17 protein-coding genes are annotated in these 16,884 nt (G+C 73.0%); 6 read left to right on the top strand and 11 right to left on the bottom strand.

Going from position 1 to position 16,884, the window contains the following annotated elements; all coding sequences use genetic code 11:
* Positions 1-14: 14 nt before the first annotated feature.
* Positions 15-551, top strand: coding sequence for an RNA polymerase sigma factor (locus OG247_RS24960; RefSeq protein ID WP_327257608.1), 537 nt, complete (start codon positions 15-17; stop codon positions 549-551).
* Positions 548-994: a hypothetical protein gene (locus OG247_RS24955; RefSeq protein WP_327254346.1), complete on the top strand. Its 447-nt coding sequence runs from the start codon at positions 548-550 to the stop codon at positions 992-994. The genes OG247_RS24960 and OG247_RS24955 overlap by 4 nt, the downstream gene beginning before the upstream one ends.
* On the opposite strand, the gene OG247_RS24950 is transcribed toward OG247_RS24955, so the two are convergent.
* The 3 genes from OG247_RS24950 to OG247_RS24940 are packed head-to-tail and all read right to left on the bottom strand — an operon-like array spanning position 984 to position 4,393.
* Positions 984-3,584, bottom strand: coding sequence for a tetratricopeptide repeat protein (locus tag OG247_RS24950; protein ID WP_327254345.1), 2,601 nt, complete (start codon positions 3,582-3,584; stop codon positions 984-986). The two genes, OG247_RS24955 and OG247_RS24950, sit on opposite strands and share 11 nt — an antisense overlap.
* On the bottom strand, positions 3,581-3,961 hold the full coding sequence (locus OG247_RS24945; protein WP_327254344.1) for a hypothetical protein: 381 nt from the start codon (positions 3,959-3,961) through the stop codon (positions 3,581-3,583). Before OG247_RS24945 ends, OG247_RS24950 begins: the two co-directional genes overlap by 4 nt.
* A 36-nt stretch (positions 3,962-3,997) precedes the next feature.
* Positions 3,998-4,393, bottom strand: coding sequence for an ATP-binding protein (locus tag OG247_RS24940; protein WP_327254343.1), 396 nt, complete (start codon positions 4,391-4,393; stop codon positions 3,998-4,000).
* 113 nt (positions 4,394-4,506) lie between these two features.
* Here OG247_RS24940 and OG247_RS24935 point away from each other — a divergent pair, with 113 nt between their 5' ends.
* On the top strand, positions 4,507-5,331 hold the full coding sequence (locus OG247_RS24935; protein WP_327254342.1) for a helix-turn-helix domain-containing protein: 825 nt from the start codon (positions 4,507-4,509) through the stop codon (positions 5,329-5,331).
* Positions 5,328-5,573 (top strand): DUF397 domain-containing protein, encoded by a 246-nt coding sequence (locus tag OG247_RS24930; RefSeq protein WP_327254341.1) that lies wholly within the window; start codon positions 5,328-5,330, stop codon positions 5,571-5,573. Before OG247_RS24935 ends, OG247_RS24930 begins: the two co-directional genes overlap by 4 nt.
* Here OG247_RS24930 and OG247_RS24925 read toward each other — a convergent pair.
* A complete protein-coding gene (locus OG247_RS24925; protein WP_327254340.1) occupies positions 5,551-6,312 on the bottom strand; it encodes a TetR/AcrR family transcriptional regulator in 762 nt (253 codons plus the stop codon). The two genes, OG247_RS24930 and OG247_RS24925, sit on opposite strands and share 23 nt — an antisense overlap.
* A 112-nt stretch (positions 6,313-6,424) precedes the next feature.
* Here OG247_RS24925 and OG247_RS24920 point away from each other — a divergent pair, with 112 nt between their 5' ends.
* Entirely contained in the window at positions 6,425-7,387 is a 963-nt protein-coding gene (locus OG247_RS24920; RefSeq protein ID WP_327254339.1) for an ATP-binding cassette domain-containing protein, read from the top strand.
* A 41-nt stretch (positions 7,388-7,428) separates the two neighbouring features.
* A complete protein-coding gene (locus tag OG247_RS24915; protein ID WP_327257607.1) occupies positions 7,429-8,175 on the top strand; it encodes an ABC transporter permease in 747 nt (248 codons plus the stop codon).
* Between the two features lie 58 nt (positions 8,176-8,233).
* Here the strand turns inward: OG247_RS24915 and OG247_RS24910 are convergent, their stop codons facing one another.
* The 7 genes from OG247_RS24910 to OG247_RS24880 form a co-directional block, all read right to left on the bottom strand.
* On the bottom strand, positions 8,234-8,506 hold the full coding sequence (locus OG247_RS24910) for a DUF1876 domain-containing protein (RefSeq protein ID WP_327254338.1): 273 nt from the start codon (positions 8,504-8,506) through the stop codon (positions 8,234-8,236).
* Between the two features lie 102 nt (positions 8,507-8,608).
* Positions 8,609-9,610: a porphobilinogen synthase gene (hemB, locus tag OG247_RS24905; RefSeq protein ID WP_327254337.1), complete on the bottom strand. Its 1,002-nt coding sequence runs from the start codon at positions 9,608-9,610 to the stop codon at positions 8,609-8,611.
* A gap of 449 nt (positions 9,611-10,059) precedes the next feature.
* Positions 10,060-11,322 (bottom strand): HEAT repeat domain-containing protein, encoded by a 1,263-nt coding sequence (locus OG247_RS24900; protein ID WP_327254336.1) that lies wholly within the window; start codon positions 11,320-11,322, stop codon positions 10,060-10,062.
* A 73-nt stretch (positions 11,323-11,395) separates the two neighbouring features.
* On the bottom strand, positions 11,396-13,063 hold the full coding sequence (locus OG247_RS24895; RefSeq protein WP_327254335.1) for a bifunctional uroporphyrinogen-III C-methyltransferase/uroporphyrinogen-III synthase: 1,668 nt from the start codon (positions 13,061-13,063) through the stop codon (positions 11,396-11,398).
* The gene (gene hemC / locus OG247_RS24890) at positions 13,060-14,028 is read right to left on the bottom strand and encodes a hydroxymethylbilane synthase (protein WP_266905827.1); all 969 of its coding nucleotides are present in this window, start codon (positions 14,026-14,028) and stop codon (positions 13,060-13,062) included. The genes OG247_RS24895 and hemC overlap by 4 nt, the downstream gene beginning before the upstream one ends.
* On the bottom strand, positions 14,025-15,860 hold the full coding sequence (locus OG247_RS24885) for a glutamyl-tRNA reductase (protein ID WP_327254334.1): 1,836 nt from the start codon (positions 15,858-15,860) through the stop codon (positions 14,025-14,027). Before OG247_RS24885 ends, hemC begins: the two co-directional genes overlap by 4 nt.
* On the bottom strand, positions 15,857-16,675 hold the full coding sequence (locus OG247_RS24880) for a redox-sensing transcriptional repressor Rex (RefSeq protein ID WP_327254333.1): 819 nt from the start codon (positions 16,673-16,675) through the stop codon (positions 15,857-15,859). Before OG247_RS24880 ends, OG247_RS24885 begins: the two co-directional genes overlap by 4 nt.
* Between the last annotated feature and the right edge of the window lie 209 nt (positions 16,676-16,884).

Below are 16,884 nucleotides of genomic sequence, written 5' to 3'. Positions count from 1 at the left end.
GGCCGGTGGACTCCGTGGCCGGCCGCCCCGCCGCGGGCCCCCTCACCCCCGCCGCCCGCGACCGCGGGGTCGCCCTCGCGCGCGCGGCCCGGGGCGGCGACACCCTCGCGCTCCACGACCTCCTCGACCACCTGATCCCGTACATCGCGCGGATCTGCCACCCGATCGCCCTCGCGGACGGCCCGGACGCCACGCAGGAGGCCCTGCTCCGCGTCTTCCGGTCGCTCCGCGCCCTCCGTGACCCGGAGACCCTGTACGGCTGGGTCCGGTCCATCGCGGTCCGCGAGGCGGTCCGCACCGCCCGGCGCGCCGCCCGCGACCGCCCGGCCGAACTGGCCGACGTACCCGCCCGGGACGACCCGCAGCTGGCCACCGACATCGAGGACGTCCTGGCCCGCCTCTCGCCGGCCCACCGGGCCGTCCTCGTACTCCGCGACGTCGAAGGCCTCGACGAGGAGTCCGCCGCCGCCCTGCTCGGCGTCCCGCCGGGCACCGCCAAGTCCCGGCTGCACCGGGCCCGTACGAGCTTCCGGAAGGCGTGGTCCTCATGACGTACGAACTGGATCCGATCGCCCGCCTGCGCATCATGGCGGCCGGCGTTCCGGGAGCCCGGGTGGTCGAAGCGATTCTCCCCGCCCCCCTGGAGACGGTCTGGGCGGTGATGTCGGACCTGGAGGGCGAGTTCGGCCGCTTCCAGCCGGACATGCGCACCGTGCGCGTGCTCCATGTATCCGGCGACCGCGTGGAGGCCCTGGCCCGCAGCAAGTACGGCCTGCGGGCCCACTTCCGCGGCGTCCTGCGCCCCGGCTGGTGCTGGCTCCAGAGCCGCTTCCTGATCATCGGCATGGCCGCCGCCCCGACCCCCGACGGCGGCACCCGGGTGGCCCTGACGGGCGGCGTACGCGTCCCGGGCCGCGCGGCGATCGTGCCCGTGGGCGCGGAACGGGAGCTGCGGGTCGCGATGGCCCGCCTGGCGGACCGGGTCAGCGCCTGAAGCGGTCCCGCCAGCGCTGCCGGGGGGCGCTGCCGGGGACCCCGGCGGCCCCCGGATCCGTAACGGGCTCCGCCGCCTCGGCGGCGCCCCAGGCCGGCGTCACGTCCCAGGCCGGCGTCACGTCCCCGTCCGGCGCCACGTCCCCGTCCGGCGTCACGCCCCCGTCCGGCGTCACGCCCCCGTCCGCCGGCCGGCGGAGCTCCGCCGCGGCCCCGCGGGCCTCGGCGGCCGACTCCGCAAGACCCACCGCCTCGCACGCCTCCGCCAGCATGTCGAAGGCCCTTGCGCCCTCAGCCGTACCGCCGACCCGCGTCAGGGTGTTGGCCATCGCCGTGACCGCCCTGACCGTGTTGTCCTCGTCCCCCACCCGGACGAAGAGCACGACGGCCCGCTCCAGTGCCTCCAGTTGCTCGGTCACCAGGCCCTCCTGCTCCTGGACGCACGCCAGTGAGAACAGCGCCAGCGCCTGACCGGACTCCTGGCCGATCTCCGCGAACAGCCCGGCGGCCTCCTCGCAGAGGGCCCGGGCCTCCTCCGTCCTGCCGTCCTCGAGCAGTGACTCGCTCACGCGCAGGAGCAGCCGGCCGGTCTCCGACCTGTTGCCCGCCTCCCTGCTCAGGGCGAGCGCCTCCGAATGCACGGCCATGGCCTCCTCGCGCTCCCCGGTCCGCCACAGCGCGCCCCCGAGCGACCCCAGCATCATCACGGTCCAGTTGGGGTTGCCGACCTCCTCCAACAGCGTGACGGCCGCCCGGTACACGGCCACGGCCTCGTCCCACCGCTCCAGCCTCTCCAGGTTGCCCCCGAGACCGCCCAGCATCGGCCACTGCTCGGTCGGCATGTCCAGCTCCTGGAGGAGCGCCAGGGCCTCCACGAGGATCACCGTCGCCTCCTCGAACCGGCCCTGCCGCTCCAGCACGGTCCCCAGGAGATTCATCGCCCTGGCTTCCCCCGCCCGGTTTCCCACCGCGCGGAACGTCTCGAGAGCGGCCTTCAAGCACTCGGCCGCTTCGCCCACGAGGCGCCGCGTGGTGAAGCACAGAAGAACGGCACTCAGGTTGCACAGCGCGTCGGCGAGAACCCCCGGATCGCCGTGCCGCCCGGCCCCCTCCACCATGCTGCGCTCCAGCAGCAGGGCGTTCTCCAGGTATCCGTAGGCCGCCAGGTAGCCGGTCACGTGGTTGTACAGTCCGGCGCCGAGCACGCTGCGGCCGCTGTCGGCCGCGAAGACCACGGTGGCCACCAGTACGGCCCGTTCGGCCTCGAACCAGTGCGCCGCCTCGGCCATGGACGGCAGGTCCCCGGTCGCGGCCGGACCGCGCTGGATCCCGAGGGCCTGCGCGGCGCGTGCGGCGGCCTCGATCAGACCCTTCAGGAGCTGGTCGATCACGGCCTCCCGGCCGTCCTCTTCCGCATGCTCCTCCCCGCGCTCCCGCGCGTAGAGCCGCACCAGGTCGTGCATCCGCCACCGCCCCGAGCCGACCGGCTGCTCCGCCAGCAGGCTGGCCCGTACGAGCGCTGCCAGCGCGGGCCGCAGCTCAGCGGCCGTCTCCGCGAAGCCCCCCGGTCCCGGCTCGCCTTCGCAGGTGGCCAGGTGGGCGAACAGTGTGGAGCAGTCCGTCCCCGGCACCACCGTCAGCAGCCGGAAGATCCTCGCCTGGTCCGCCGGAAGCCTCGCGTACGAGAGGTCGAAGGCGGCCCGAACCCCGACCGGCACGTCACCGTCGATGTGCAGCTTCTCCAGCCGGGTCCTCGCCTCGGCCAGTTGCCGCGCCAACTCGCCCGCCGCCAGCCCGGGATCACCCGCCAGCAGCGCCCCCGCCACCGTCAGGGCCAGCGGCAGCCGCCCGCACAGATCCGCGATCCGCGCCAGCGCCTCCGGCTCCCGCGCCGGCCGCGGATCCTCCGGCCAGGTCCGCAGCAGCGCGCCCGCGACCAGTTCCGCCGCGGGTTCCACCGCCAGCTCGTCCAGGACGACCACCCGCGCGGCGAACCCCGGCGCGACCAGCCGGTGCCGCGAGGTCACCAGTAGCCGGTGCGTGCCGTCCGGCGGTACGAGGTCCTGCACCTGGGACACCGCCCCGGCGTCGTCCGCGACGATCAGCACCCGCTGCCCCGCCCGCGCCAGCGAGGCCAGCCGGGCCCGGTACAGCGCCACCTGCCCGTCCGGCGACGGCGGCACGTCCGCGTCCCCGACCCCGAGACGGCGCAGCATCTCGCGCACCGCCTGCGCCCCGCTCACCGCGTCGTTCGGGGCGTAGCCGTGCAGCTGGAGGAAGAACACCCGTTCCTCGAACCACCCGTACTCCACCGCCCGATGGGCCGTCGCCACGGCCAGCGCACTCTTGCCGACCCCCGGCAGCCCCGCCACAACGGTCACCGGAGCCCCGCCGCCGCCCTCGTCGAGCAGGTCCGTCAGCGCCTTGACCGGGCCGTCCCGCCCCACGAGCGCGTCGGGCGGAGCGGGCAGCCCCGGTGCGGCCGGGGTTACGGGACCCTCGGACGGCGCGTGGGTGACGTAGTCCCCCGCCACCGTCACCTGCGTGATCCGTGCCTGCCCCTCGGCCCGCGCCCGCTGCTCGGCGTTCACGGAGCCGGATCCGGATCCGGCTGCTGCTCACCGCCGCCGGCGGCCGTCTGCTGTACGCGGGAGTCCCCGTCGGCGCGCGCCCGCTGGTCCACCGGGCCGGAGCCGCCGCCGCCGGTCTGCGTGACCCGGCTGGTGCCGGAGGCGCGGGCGCGCTGCCGCAGGGAGTTCCCGCCCTCCCCGCCGCCACCGGCCCACCAGCCGCCGACCAGCGCGCACACCGCGGCGATGGCCCCGCCGAATCCGGCGGCCGCCGACACCCGGTCGGAGTCCTTCTCCGGCAGCCAGCCGAAGGGGTCCCACACCCCCAGCCGGAACCCGATCAGGAAGGCGATCCCCGTCCCCCCGACGACCACAACCCACCGCAGCGGCACCGACATTGATCCCCCTCGGCCGAACTTTCCCGAGAGCCGAAGCTAGCAGCCGAGCCCCCGGAATTCGCACCAGACGACCTTCCCGGGAGCCCGCGGCAGCACCCCCCACGCATCGGCCAGCGCCCCCACGAGGAGCAACCCGCGCCCGGCCGTCCGCTCCCGGATCCGCGACAGCCCGGGCCCGCTGTCGTGCACCTCGACGCGGACGGTCCCGTCGTAGGTGAGCAGCCGCAGCAGATAGCCCCGCCCGCGCGGGACCCCGTACCGCAGCGCGTTGGTCGCCAGCTCGCTCACGCAGAGCAACACGTCCTCGTGACGGTCGAGCCGCCCCCACACCTCCAAGGTGTCACGTGTGAAGTGGCGTGCGGCGCCGATGGTTTGGGGTGAGCGCAGGTAGAGACGCTCCTGGACCAGGGCGGGTTGAGTATGCAGATTCACCCCTCGATCGTCGCGGGCAGTCACTAGCGTGGAACTCTGCGCCGACCCGTACTCCTTGTTGAGTACGGGTCGGAGCGGGGTAGTCCACGCACGTGGGTGGGGAGTTCGCTGTCATGCCACCGAAGAAGCGCGCACGGCCCAACGCGACCACCATGAAGATGGTGGGGCAGATGGTGGCCGCCGCACGAGTAGCCAAGAACCTGACCCAAAAACAGCTCGGAGAGCTGGTCAATCTGGACGCGGAGACCATCGCCTCCATCGAGCAGGGCCGCCGCGCGCTGATGCCGAACGTCGCGGAGCTGATGGATCTGCATCTGGGGCTGCCGGGGATTCTGACCGTAGCGGCCCACGGGATGCCTTCCGTGGACGGCCCTCCGCCGTGGGCGGAGGAGTACCTGAGGCTGGAGGACGGCGCGATCGCGCTCTCCTGGTTCGACAACCAGGTCGTACCGGGCCTGCTCCAGACGGAGAACTACGCCCGGGCAGTCATCACCTGCCGGGTACCTGCCCACCCGGAAGCGGAGATCGAGTCACTGACCGCGTTGCGCGTCGCCCGGAAGGTGATCCTGCGCCGCGAGACTCCTCCGACGCTGAGCTTCGTCATCTGGGAAGCCGTCCTGCGGGACCGGATCGGTGGTGACGAGGTGCACGCGGAGCAGCTGCGCCACTTGCGCGAGTGCACCGATCTGCCGGACCTGAGCCTTCAGGTGATGCCTCTGGGGCGCACCTCGCACGCCGGACTCGACGGCCCGTTCACGCTCCTGGAAGCCCAGGATCACCAGCTCCACGGCTACACCGAAAGCCAGCGCGGCAGTCAGCTGGTCTCGGCTCCCGATGAGGTCAGCATCCTGGCGCGCAAGTATGCGATGCTGCGGACTCAGGCCCTCAACACCGAGCAGACACGGGGCCTGTTGGACCGCCTGCTAGGAGAGACATGAGCGCCACCACCGCACTGACGTGGTTCAAGTCCAGCTACAGCGGCAGCGAAGGCGGCGCCTGCCTGGAAGTGGCCGTCGCCTGGCGGAAGTCCTCATACAGCGGCAGCGAAGGCGGTCAGTGCGTCGAGGTCGCGGCCTGCGCACACACGGTCCACGTCCGCGACTCGAAGGTCCAGAACGGCCCCGTGCTGGACCTGACCCCCGCCGCCTGGGCCACCCTCACGGAGTGGACCGCTCGCTGATCAGCGCCGCCAGGCCGTCCAGGATGCGGTCCAGGCCGAAGCGGAACTGGAAGTCCGGCTCGTCGGCGCCCGAGAACGCGTCGGACTCCAGCAGGCGCGTCACCGCCGGGTGCGTGTCCGGGCCGGTCATCACCCGCAGGGTGCGTACGTAGCGGCCCAGTACCTGGTCCGGTGCGACGCCTGACTTCACGATGGCGTCCATCATGTCCGCGACCATCGTCGCCTCGTTCCGCACGAGGCCGCCGATCAGGATGATCGCCGAGACCTTCTCGCCCTCCCTCAGGGCGGTCCCGGTCATCGCCGCGAGCCCGCGTTCCATCCAGGCGAGCTGGTTGGGGCTGACGGGCGCCCCGGTGAGCGGGATGCGCACGATCCAGGAGTTGGCCATCAGGACGGCCCGCTGCGCGTACGCCCATTCGGTCAGCAGCTCCCGCCAGCCCGCAACCCCGGAGGGGGCCGGCGGGGCGCCGACACCCGCGTCGGCCATCAGGATGTAGAGCTCTTCCTTCGCCGTGACGTACCGGTAGAGGGACATCGTCGAGACGCCGAGCTCTTTGGCCACCCGGCCCATGGAGACGGCGTCCATGCCCTCCGTGGCGGCGAGCGCCACCGCCGCGTCCACGATCCGCTGGAGGGTGAGGGTGGGGCGCGGGCCCTTGCCGGGGCGTTCGCGCAGGCCCCAGGCCATCGCCAGGCTCGCCGGGAGCCCGGTGCCGTCGTCTTCCGGTTCGTTCGCCATCGCCGCTCCCTCCTCCACCGTCCGTCATGAGTCGTTGACGCACATCCTAGTTCTGTGTATTACTTACGCAATGGCGCGTAACCCATACGCAGAACATAGAACGGAGTCCGGCATGGACGACTTCGGCATCCACGCCACTGCCCTGACCAAGTCCTACGGCGCCCTGCGCGTCCTCGACGGCATCGACCTCGCCGTCCCGCGCGGCAGCGTCCTCGCCCTCCTCGGCCCCAACGGCGCCGGGAAGACCACCACCGTCCGGATCCTCGCCACCCTCACCGAGCCCGACTCCGGCACCGCCCGGGTCGCGGGCCACGACACCGCGTCCGAGCGGGCCCTGGTCCGCCGCTCCATCAGCCTCACCGGGCAGTTCGCGGCCGTCGACGACCTCCAGACCGGAGCCGAGACCCTCCGCATGATGGGCCGGCTCCGCGGCATGCGGCCGCGCGCGGCCCGGGCACGGGCCGACGAGCTGCTGGAACGCTTCGGGCTCGCCGAGGCCGGCGGGCGCACGGCGAAGAGCTACTCGGGCGGTATGCGCCGCCGCCTCGACCTCGCCGCGAGCCTGGTCGCCCGGCCCGAAGTGATCTTCCTGGACGAGCCCACCTCCGGGCTCGACCCGCGCAGCCGCCAGGACCTGTGGGAACTCGTACGGGAACTGCGCGCCGACGGCACCAGCGTGCTGCTCACCACCCAGTACCTGGAGGAGGCCGACCGGCTCGCCGACCGCGTGGCCGTCCTGGCCGGCGGGCGGATCGCCGCCGAAGGCACCCCCGCGGAGCTCAAGTCCCGCGTGGCGGGCCACCGCCTCGACCTGACCCTCGCCAGCCGGGCCGCCTACGACGCCCTGACCCCGCGCGCGCTCCGCCTCTCGGCGGGAGAACCCGCGGCCGTCGCGGAGGGCCTCACCCTCGCGCCGGAGGAGCTCGGCCTCAGCCTGCCCACCGACGGCAGCGCCGCCCACGTCCGGTCCCTGCTCGACGCACTCGACCCGGACCGCACCGCCGTGGACCGCTTCTCGGTCCGCGGCGCCACCCTCGACGACGTGTTCCTCACCCTGACGGGAGCCGCTCCGTGACCACTTCCGCGCCCACCGCCACCACCACCGCCACCGCCACAATGACCGTCGCGGCCCGTACCCTCGCCGGGCGCAGCCTGCGCATCAGCAGCCGCCAACCGGACGTCCTGATCACGGCGTTGATGCTGCCGGTCATGCTGATGCTCATCTTCGTCTACTTCTTCGGCGGAGCCATCGACACCGGGACCGCCTACGTGACCTACGTGGTCCCGGGAGCGATGCTGCTCTGCGCCGGCTTCGGCGCGGCGAGCACCGCCGTCAGCGTCGCCACCGACATGAAGGAAGGCGTGATCGACCGCCTCCGGTCCCTGGACATCGGCGGCGCCCCGATCCTGGCCGGGCACGTCGCGGCCTCGGTCCTGCGCAATCTCGTGTCCACGAGCCTGGTCCTGATGGTCGCCCTCGCCATCGGCTTCCGCCCCCAGGCCTCGCTGCGCGGCTACCTGGCCGCGGCCGCGCTCCTGGTCGCGTACATCACCGCCATCTCGTGGCTGGCCGCGACGCTCGGGCTGCTCGCCAGCACACCGGAGGCGGCGGGCGGCTTCACGTTCCTGATGATGTTCCTGCCGTACCCGTCCAGCGCGTTCGTCCCCATCGACACCATGCCCGGCTGGCTCCACGGCTTCGCCGACCACCAGCCGCTGACCCCGGTGATCGAGTCCCTCCGGGCCCTGCTCCTGGCCCAGCCGGCGGGCGACGCCCCCTGGGTGGCCCTGGCCTGGTGCGCGGCCATCGGTGCGGTGTCCGTGACCCTGGCGGCCTTCGTCTTCGAACGGCGGACGCGGTAGCGGTCGCCGCGGCCCGTCCATGAACACGAACGGGCCGCGGCGACCGGATCCCTGTACGTCAATGCGTCAGCGGGTACGAGTGCCTGCCCGTCGCCGCGTCGATCTCCGTGTGGGCCTTCTGCAACATCTGGGACGCGATGTCCATGAGCGCGCGAGCGCCCGCGATCTCTTCCCCGACCCGCAGTTGCTCCGGGTCGGAGGGGTGACGCATGGCGTAGCCGTGCGCCCGTATCTCGGAGCCGTCCCCGAGTCTGACCAGGGCCGCCGCACTGGTGCGGTGGCCCTCCTCGGTGAATTCGAGCTCTACATGCCACCCGACGAGCGTGGACATGATCCATCACCTCCAGGGGTCACCCTGTCTCCAGGGTGCGCCTGCCCGGAGCGCCGTGCGAATCGGGAACGCCGGTGCCGTGCGCATCGCGAACGCCCGGGCCTACCGCTGAGCCCGCAGCCACTGCGCGACCTCCGTCGCCCAGTACGTCAGGATCGTGTCCGCGCCCGCCCGCTTGATGCCGAGCAGGGTCTCCAGGATGGCCCGGTCGCGCTCGATCCAACCCTTCTCCGCCGCCGCCTCGATCATCGCGAACTCGCCGCTGATCTGGTACGCCGCCACCGGGACGTCCACCGCCTGCGCGACCCGGTAGAGGATGTCCAGGTAGGGCCCGGCCGGCTTGACCATCACCATGTCGGCGCCCTCCTCCAGGTCGAGGGCGAGCTCGCGCAGCGACTCCCGGGCGTTCGCCGGGTCCTGCTGGTAGCTCTTGCGGTCGCCCTGGAGCGAGGACGCGACGGCCTCGCGGAAGGGACCGTAGAAGGCGGAGGAGTACTTGGCCGTGTACGCGAGGATCGAGACGTCCTCGTGGCCCGTCTCGTCCAGCGCGTCGCGGATGACGCCGACCTGGCCGTCCATCATCCCGCTCGGCCCCACCACGTGGACGCCCGCGTCGGCCTGGACCTGCGCCATCTCGGCGTACCGCTCCAGCGTCGCGTCGTTGTCCACGCGGCCGTGCTCGTCCAGGACACCGCAGTGGCCGTGGTCGGTGTACTCGTCCAGACACAGGTCGGACATGATCACCAGATCGTCCCCCACCTCCGCCTTCACGTCGCGGATCGCGACCTGGAGGATCCCGTCCGGCTCCGTGCCCGCCGTGCCCCGCGCGTCCTTGTTCTCGTCGGCCGGAACACCGAAGAGCATGATCCCCGAGACCCCGGCCTCGACCGCCTCCACGGCGGCCTTCCGCAGCGTGTCCCGGGTGTGCTGGACCACGCCCGGCATCGCCGAGATGGCGAGCGGCTCGCTGATGCCCTCCCGGACGAACGCCGGGAGGATCAGGTCCGAGGGGTGCAGCCGGTACTCCGCGACCATCCGCCGCATCGCCGGGGTGGTGCGCAGCCGACGGGGCCGCGAGCCGGGGAAGGATCCGTACGTGCTCATCTTCTAGTCGCCTCTTCGAGCTTCGACAGCAGTCGGGACAAGCCTAGGGCCCGGCCCAGGCCCGCCCCGCCCCGTCCTGCGGACCCGCCGGCCCGGCGGGGCGGTTGCGCACCTCGTGGTCGGGGTCACCCGCCATGAGTCCCCTACCCGCCCTTCCACCGTTCCCCGGAGCTGCGCCCCGGACCCCCAGGGGCTCCGCCCCAGACCCCGGTCCTCAAACGCCGGCGAGGCTGAATCTTCCCGGCGAAGCCGGAAAATCCAGCCCGTCCGGCGTTTGAGGACCGGGTCCGGGCAGAGCCCGGGGAACGGGCGAAGGGCGGGTAGGGGACTTCGCCCCGCGCAGCGGCACGCACCCGCGCCGGGCCGCGTCCATCAGCCGGCCCTGCTCCGCCCCGTACCGCTTCCCCCAGTGCCGTCATGCCCGGAACATGCCACAGGAGCAGCCGGGTTCACCCGCCGGCTCTGTTCCGGGCCCGCCACCGCCACAGCCCGTCCGCCCGGCTGTCGTCCGCGTACGGACCCAGCGGCCCGACCTTCGCGTACGCCTCCGGGGTGCGCGGATCGTCCCGGAGTGCCAGGCCGTACGCGGCGCTCAGCCGGACGTGGGTGTCCCCGGAGCCGAGGCACCCCGCCAGCAGCTCAGTGGCCTCCGGCGAGCGGTCGGCGCCCCGCCCGAGGGCGTACGCGGTCCAGCGCACCACCTCCGGGTCCGCGTCCCGCAGAAGGGCCGCCACGCGCTCCCGGTCGGTCTCCGCCAGTTCCTCACCGGCCAGCACCTCGGCGGCCGCCGTCCGCACCGCACCGTCGGTGTCCCGGCACAACGCCCGCACCGCGCACAGCGCCTGCGGGGACAGCGGGCCCTCGAGGAGCCCCGGCACCTCGCGCCGCACCCCCGGGGCCGGATGCCCGGCGCGGCGCAACACGATGGCCTCCTTGTCGGGAAGGTCCGTCTGCTTCAAGAGCTCCAGGATCCGGGCCAGTACGTCTGCGTCGGCCTCCACGGGCTCCCATTCGAGGAGCACCCGGTGGCACTCCCTCTCGTACCAGACCGCGTGCGCCGTGTCGTACCAGGACCACAGCCGGTACCGGACCACGTCGACCACGAAGGCCCGCCGCCGGGGATCCGGGTCGTGCCGGAAGGCCACCGCCTCGGCCCAGGTCTGCGCGCTGCGCCGGGCCCAGAGCACATGGAGCGAGGCGATCCGGTCCACGTGCTCCACGTCCGCGTTCCCCGGGGACCGGACCGCACGGTCCACCAGCTCCGCCACCGGGGCCAAGACCCGGAACTCCCACTCCAGCCGGGTCAGGACCGCACCGTGTCCGGCCCGTACGCTCCGCCCGCCGAGGGTGACCTCCGGGACGACCTCGTACTCGGAGTGCTGCACCCACGCGATGTCCGCCGGGCCCGCCCACCCCGTCAGCCGCCGCAGCCGCTCCTGCGCGCCCTCCTCGTACCACTCCCGGGCCGCGTCCAGCAGCCGCCCGCGCTCCGCCTCCGGCAGGCGCAGGCGGGCGTCGTCGCCGAGCAGCGCCGTCACCACCGCCGGGGAGCCGCCCTCGACGGCCCGCAGCAGCGGGGTCGTACCGTCGGGCAGCACCCGGTCCGGGTCCGCGCCGGCCCGCACGAGCTCCGTGGCCGCCTCGTGGTCGTACGCCGCCACCGCCGCGCACAGCGCGGCCACCGCCTCATCGGGATCCCCGGGTTCCGTCACGGCCCGAACATGCCACAGGGCCCGGGTGCGCATCGCACCCGGGCCCTGTCACCTAACACCGCTAACGCGCACATCAGGTCGTACGACGCCTGCGCGCCCCCGGCCGTCGCTCGCTCGGCCGGTACACGTTCTCCCCGGCCTCCTTCGCGGCCTCGCGGCGCGCGGCCCCGTACTCCGCCAGGGCCTCCGCCAGCTTGCCCACGCTCGGCTCCGGCGACAGCACGTCGACCCGGAGCCCGTGCTCCTCGGCCGTCTTGGCCGTGGCCGGGCCGATGCACGCGATGACGGTGACGTTGTGCGGCTTGCCGGCGATGCCGACCAGGTTGCGCACGGTGCTCGACGAGGTGAAGAGCACGGCGTCGAAGCCGCCGCCCTTGATCGCCTCACGCGTGTCCTGCGGGGGCGGCGAGGCGCGCACCGTCCGGTAGGCGGTGACGTCGTCGACCTCCCACCCGAGCTCGATCAGCCCGGCGACCAGGGTCTCGGTCGCGATGTCGGCGCGCGGCAGGAAGACGCGGTCGATCGGGTCGAAGACCGGGTCGTACGGAGGCCAGTCCTCCAGCAGTCCGGCGGCGGACTGCTCACCGCTGGGCACCAGGTCGGGCTTGACGCCGAACTCCACCAGCGCGGCGGCGGTCTGCTCGCCGACGGCGGCGACCTTGATGCCGGCGAAGGCACGGGCGTCGAGCCCGTACTCCTCGAACTTCTCGCGCACGGCCTTGACCGCGTTCACCGAGGTGAAGGCGATCCACTCGTAACGTCCCGTCACGAGCCCCTTGACCGCCCGCTCCATCTGCTGCGGGGTGCGCGGCGGCTCCACGGCGATGGTCGGCACCTCGTGGGGGACCGCGCCGTACGAGCGGAGCTGGTCGGAGAGCGAGGCTGCCTGCTCCTTGGTGCGCGGGACGAGCACGCGCCAGCCGAACAGCGGCTTCGACTCGAACCAGGACAGTTCCTCGCGGCGCGCGACGGCACCGTGCTCCCCGACCACGGCTATGACGGAGCGCGCCCCCTCGGGCGAGGGGAGGATCTTGCCCTGCTTGAACACCTGCGCGATGGTCCCGAGGGTCGCGCTCCACGTCCGCTGGCGGGTCGTCGTACCGGCCACGGTCACGGTGAGCGGGGTGTCGGGCTTGCGCCCGGCGCCGATCAGCTCGGCCGCCGCCGCCGAAACGGTCTCCAGCGTCGCGGAGACGACGAGGATGCCGTCGCTGGCACCCACCTCCGTCCAGCAGCGCGCGGAGGCGGTCCGCGCGTTCACGAACCGCACGTCCGCACCCTGCTTGCCGGCCAGCGGAACACCGGCGTACGCGGGCACGCCGACGGCGGTCGCGACGCCGGGGACGACCTCGAAGGGGATGCCCCCGGTGGCGCAGGCGAGCATCTCCTCGGCCGCGTTCCCGTCGAGTCCGGGATCCCCGGTGACGGCACGGACGACCCGCCTGCCGGAGCGCGCGGCCTCCATGACAAGATTGGCGGCATCTCGGATGACCGGGACTCCGGCGGCTGCTGACTTCTCGTCAGCAATCGTCAGCTGTGGCGTGTCCACCCCCGCGCGCGCATGCGTACGTACGACCTCGAGCACCTCGGGCTCCGCGATCAGTACGTCCGCGGCGGCCAGGGCCTCCACGGCGCGAAGCGTCAGCAGTCCCGGGTCGCCCGGGCCGGCACCGAGGAAGGTGACGTGCCCCTGGACGGCGACGGATGCGAACGCGGAGGTGGTTGGGCTTGTGGGGTTCAAAGCGACCGCTCCCCCATCAGACCGGCCGCGCCCTTGGCCAGCATCTCGTCCGCGAGTTCGCGGCCGAGCGCCATGGCCTCGTCGTACGACTGGGGCACGGGACCGGTGGTGGACAGCTGCACCAGCGTGGAACCGTCGAGGGTTCCCACGACTCCACGCAAGCGCATCTCATTGACAATCTGCCCGTCGGCCAACAGGTCGGCGAGCGCGCCCACGGGAGCACTGCAGCCGGCCTCCAGGGCGCCGAGCAGGGCGCGTTCGGCGGTCACGGCGGCCCGGGTGTACGGGTCGTCGAGCTCGGCGAGCGCGGAAATCAGGTCCGTGTCGGACGCCAGGCACTCCACGGCCAGGGCACCCTGGCCGGGCGCGGGCAGCATGTTGTCCACGGAGATCAGGTCGGTGGCCTCGTCGCCGCGGCCGATCCGGTTGAGCCCGGCGGCGGCCAGCACGACGGCGTCGAGCTCGCCACTGCGCACGAAGCCGATCCGGGTGTCGACGTTGCCGCGGATGGCGACGGTCTCGATGACCTTGCCCAGCGACTTGGCGTAGGCGTGCAGCTGCGACCTGCGCCGCGGCGAACCGGTGCCGATGCGCGCACCGTCGGGCAGCTGCTCGAAGGTCAGGCCGTCGCGGGCGACGAGCGCGTCGCGCGGGTCCTCGCGCTGCGGCATCGCCGCGATGACGAGGTCGTCGGGCTGCGTGGTGGGCAGGTCCTTCAGCGAGTGCACGGCGAAGTCGACTTCGCCGCGCACCAGGGCCTCGCGCAGGGCGGTGACGAAGACGCCGGTGCCGCCGATCTGCGAGAGGCTCTCGCGGGACACGTCACCGTAGGTCGTGATCTCCACGAGCTCGACGGGCCGGCCGGTGATCGCCCGTACCGCCTCGGCGACATGCCCGGACTGGGACATGGCCAGCTTGCTGCGCCGCGTGCCGAGCCTCAGCGGCTGGTCGAGACGTGGATTCATGATGCCCGTCCTGAGTCGTGGTTCTTGTCAGCCTCGTCGGCCCGGCTGACGGAGGCCACCGTCTGCGGGTCGAGATCGAAGAGTTCGCGCAGCGCCTCGGCGTACCCGGCGCCGCCGGGCTCGCTCGCGAGCTGCTTGACGCGCACGGTCGGCGCGTGGAGGAGCTTGTCGACGACGCGCCGCACGGTCTGGGTGACCTCGGCCCGCTGCCGCTCGTCGAGATCGGGCACGCGCCCGTCGAGCCGTGCCACTTCCATGGCGACGACCTCGGCGGCCATGGCGCGCAGGGCGACCACGGTGGGCGTGATGTGCGCGGCCCGCTGAGCCGCCCCGAAGGCGGCCACTTCCGCGGCCACTATCCCGCGTACGGCGTCGACGTCGGCGGCCATGGGCGCATCGGCGGAGGCCTCGGCGAGCGACTCGATGTCGACCAGCCGCACTCCGGGGATCCGGTGCACGGCGGCGTCGATGTCGCGCGGCATGGCCAGGTCGAGCAGCGCGAGCCGTACGGGCGCGCCGTTCTGGCTCCGTACGGTCCGGCGCGGCTGCCGCTGCGCGGCGGCCTCGCCCTGGTCGGCCCAGGTCCCGTGCAGCTCCAGCGACCCGGCGTCCACCCCGGCCAGCGCGGCCCGCCCATCGGCGGTCCGCCCCGGATCGGAAGCCAGCGCCTCGAGCCCGACAGGACACCCGTCCCGCTCCTCGACGACCACCTTGCTCCGCACGGCCCCGGCATCGGCGATCCGCCGCCCCTCACCCGCGAGCACGGCAAGCCGCGCGACGAGGGCCGCGTCGACCGAATCCAGCCGCGCCGAACCATCCGGCACGGCCGCCGCCAAATCCAGCCCCGCCGGCGTTTGAGGCGCGGGGGTCCGGGGGCTGGCCCCCGGCAACGGCGCCGCACCCGGCAACGGGTCCGGGGCGAAGCCCCGGCTGGGGGTCCCCCCGGCCGGAGGCTGGGGGATGGAGGAAGGGCGGGTAGGGGACAGCCCCGCAGGGCGCTCCTCCATCGCCGCAGCCACGTCATCCCCGGTCAGCACCAAGCCAGTGGCACCCGTACAGGACACGACGACGTCAACCCGAGCCAGCTCATCCGCGACTCCGGACATCGCAATGGCCGAAGCCGTAACCCCGGTGCCCGAGGCAACCAGAATCTCGGCCAACCGCTCCGCCCGCTCGGCGGTCCGGTTGGCGACCACGACCTCGGCGACACCCACCCGCGCCAACGTCGCCGCCGCCAGCGAAGACATCGACCCGGCCCCGATGACGAGCGCCCGCTTGCCCGCGGCCCACTCCTCCACCGGTACCCGTACGGCGAGCTGCTCCAGCCCGAAGGTCACCAGCGACTGCCCCGCCCGGTCGATCCCGGTCTCGGAGTGCGCCCGCTTGCCGACCCGCAGCGCCTGCTGGAACAGATCGTTGATCAACCGCCCCGCCGTGTGGAGCTCCTGCCCCAGCGCCAGCGCGTCCTTGATCTGCCCGAGGATCTGCCCCTCGCCGACCACCATCGAGTCCAGCCCGCACGCCACCGAAAACAGGTGGTGGACGGCCCGGTCCTCGTAGTGCACGTACAGATAAGGAGTGAGCTCCTCCAGCGCGACACCGCTGTGCTGCGCCAACAGCGTCGACAGCTCGGCGACACCGGCGTGGAACTTGTCCACGTCGGCGTACAGCTCGATCCGGTTGCAGGTGGCGAGCACCGCCGCCTCCGCCGCCGGCTCCGCGGCCAGCGTGTCGTGCAGCAGCTTGACCTTGGCATCGGCGGCCAGCGAAGCGCGCTCCAGCACGCTCACGGGCGCGCTGCGATGACTCAGCCCAACGACGAGCAGACTCATGCCGGCATCACCGCCGGGACGTCCCCCTCGGGTCCGCCCTTCCGTGCGACGGCGGCGGCCCGTCCGGCGGGCGGCACGACGGCGGCGGCCGGAGCCGCCCCGGTTCCGGTGCCCGCGGCGGGGCCGCCGGCAGCGGCCTGGGCCGCGGCTTCCTCGCCGGCCTTGCGCTGCTCGTGGAAGGCCAGGATCTGGAGCTCGATCGACAGGTCGACCTTGCGCACGTCGACGCCGTCGGGCACGGACAGCACGGTCGGCGCGAAGTTCAAAATGGAGGTCACCCCGGCGGCGATGAGCCGCTCGCTGACCTGCTGGGCGGCCCCCGCCGGGGTCGCGATGACCCCGATCGAGACGCCGTTCTCCTCGATGATCTTCTCCAGCTCATCGGTGTGCTGCACGGGCATCCCCGCCACCGGCTTGCCGGCCATGGCCGGGTCGGCGTCGATGAGCGCCGCCACGCGGAACCCGCGGGACGCGAAGCCGCCGTAGTTGGCCAGCGCGGCGCCGAGGTTGCCGATGCCGACGATGACGACCGGCCAGTCCTGGGTCAGCCCGAGCTCGCGGGAGATCTGGTAGACGAGGTACTCCACGTCGTACCCGACCCCGCGGGTCCCGTAGGAGCCGAGGTAGGAGAAGTCCTTGCGGAGCTTCGCGGAGTTGACTCCGGCGGCCGCGGCCAGCTCCTCGGAGGACACCGTGGGCACCGATCGCTCGGAGAGCGCGGTGAGGGCACGCAAGTACAGCGGAAGCCGGGCGACAGTGGCCTCGGGAATACCTCGGCTGCGGGTCGCCGGTCGGTGAGTTCGGCCAGTTGCCACGATGCTCCTGCGGGATGAGCGGGGCTGCAGGTGGCCACTTGTCCCAGGACCACCCCGTCGAATGCAGGCTATGTCTTTGTGAACGCGTGCACAAAGATTGTGTCCGCTTTGTCCGAGCAAAGTGACCGGGGTCACGCGCCTTGGGCGTATGGGCGGGGAACCGACAACACGCCGAACCCGTTCAATTCCCGAAGGGGGCAAAGCGGTAC

The sequence above is a fragment of the Streptomyces sp. NBC_01244 genome (genome assembly GCF_035987325.1).
GTDB lineage: Bacteria > Actinomycetota > Actinomycetes > Streptomycetales > Streptomycetaceae > Streptomyces.
This window is presented reverse-complemented; position numbering and strand designations above follow the sequence as displayed.

Bases quoted from the DNA above. Each gene is read 5' to 3' on its own strand.
- OG247_RS24955 (WP_327254346.1), top strand. From the start codon at position 548: ATGACGTACGAACTGGATCCGATCGCCCGCCTGCGCATCATGGCGGCC.
- OG247_RS24945 (WP_327254344.1), bottom strand. From the start codon at position 3,961: ATGTCGGTGCCGCTGCGGTGGGTTGTGGTCGTCGGGGGGACGGGGATC.
- OG247_RS24935 (WP_327254342.1), top strand. From the start codon at position 4,507: ATGCCACCGAAGAAGCGCGCACGGCCCAACGCGACCACCATGAAGATG.
- OG247_RS24930 (WP_327254341.1), top strand. From the start codon at position 5,328: ATGAGCGCCACCACCGCACTGACGTGGTTCAAGTCCAGCTACAGCGGC.
- OG247_RS24925 (WP_327254340.1), bottom strand. From the start codon at position 6,312: ATGGCGAACGAACCGGAAGACGACGGCACCGGGCTCCCGGCGAGCCTG.
- OG247_RS24920 (WP_327254339.1), top strand. From the start codon at position 6,425: ATGGACGACTTCGGCATCCACGCCACTGCCCTGACCAAGTCCTACGGC.
- OG247_RS24915 (WP_327257607.1), top strand. From the start codon at position 7,429: ATGACCGTCGCGGCCCGTACCCTCGCCGGGCGCAGCCTGCGCATCAGC.
- OG247_RS24910 (WP_327254338.1), bottom strand. From the start codon at position 8,506: ATGTCCACGCTCGTCGGGTGGCATGTAGAGCTCGAATTCACCGAGGAG.
- hemB (WP_327254337.1), bottom strand. From the start codon at position 9,610: ATGAGCACGTACGGATCCTTCCCCGGCTCGCGGCCCCGTCGGCTGCGC.
- hemC (WP_266905827.1), bottom strand. From the start codon at position 14,028: ATGAATCCACGTCTCGACCAGCCGCTGAGGCTCGGCACGCGGCGCAGC.
- OG247_RS24885 (WP_327254334.1), bottom strand. From the start codon at position 15,860: ATGAGTCTGCTCGTCGTTGGGCTGAGTCATCGCAGCGCGCCCGTGAGC.